1 protein-coding gene is annotated in these 985 nt (G+C 36.4%); it reads right to left on the bottom strand.

Features of this window, described 5'->3' with window-relative positions; all coding sequences use genetic code 11:
- Nucleotides 1-651 precede the first annotated feature (651 nt).
- Nucleotides 652-985: helix-turn-helix domain-containing protein (locus WYK_RS25535; protein WP_040373714.1), on the bottom strand; the 334-nt coding region annotated here is incomplete at its 5' end.

Below are 985 nucleotides of genomic sequence, written 5' to 3'. Positions count from 1 at the left end.
CTATTATTCATCGATAGCTCTCCTGCACAGAAAGATGAACAAGATATTTTTATATCAGGCTTTCCCTAACCACATAGTAAAAAAAGCGATTGCTCTTATTTCGCAATCGCTGCTGTTATGTACATGCATTCTTTATCCTAAATAAGTAATCTGAGCATCTTGCTTTTTAGCTCTAATGATAACTTTTGCCACTAATTGGTTCAGGCTGATTCCCGACTTTTACTAATTTATTCTATCGACTGGTTAATTACGGAACCAGGACTTTATTTCATAAAAATTTATACCATCCTGTTATGATTGCTACACTATATGCTTATAAATTCATAAAAAATAATAAAAAGAATTAATGTAACCACTAACATTATTAGTTATACCTGTTTTATTCTCGCCTCATAAAGGAGACAGCCCTGTTCCCCCTACTCAGGCTTACAGACAGTTAACTAAAGGCTGCAGAGTACGCAGGTGTCACTTTGACCGATACTTTGTGCTTATTTTGCAGATCTAACTTGAAAACCCAGCTACCTTCACATGAGAAGATTAGCTGGATTTCTTACATCCAATCATTTATAGCTCTATTCTGATCTTTTTAGAAATGAGACTGCTTATTGTTCCGAAGTCATGTCCTTGTATAAGTCTATCTCTTTTTCTTATTCATTCGTCCTTACTCGCTGCTTTAAAATTCATAAAAAATGTAAGGGCTGAGTCAATGTCAATGTTTGATAACGATGTTTTAAGCGTTTCGTTAATCGTTTCCAAAATGTCTTGAAGTCGCTGCTCTCCCTTATCTGTTATGAGCGCACACACGCCACGTCGGTCATCTTCATATCCGAGCCTTTTTATTACCCCGCAACTTTTGTTTTCCATCCTGACAGAAAGCCTGGACATTGCACTTTGGCTTAACCCGACGAGTTGTTGCAATTCCAAAAGCCTCAATTTTTTTTCGGGTGACTGTGACAAGTACAATAAAACGTAAAACTCATTTAAA

Source organism: Peribacillus psychrosaccharolyticus ATCC 23296 (assembly GCF_000305495.1).
GTDB lineage: Bacteria > Bacillota > Bacilli > Bacillales > DSM-1321 > Peribacillus > Peribacillus psychrosaccharolyticus.
Note: the sequence above shows the minus strand (reverse complement) of the source record. Positions and strands in the feature narration are given on the sequence as shown.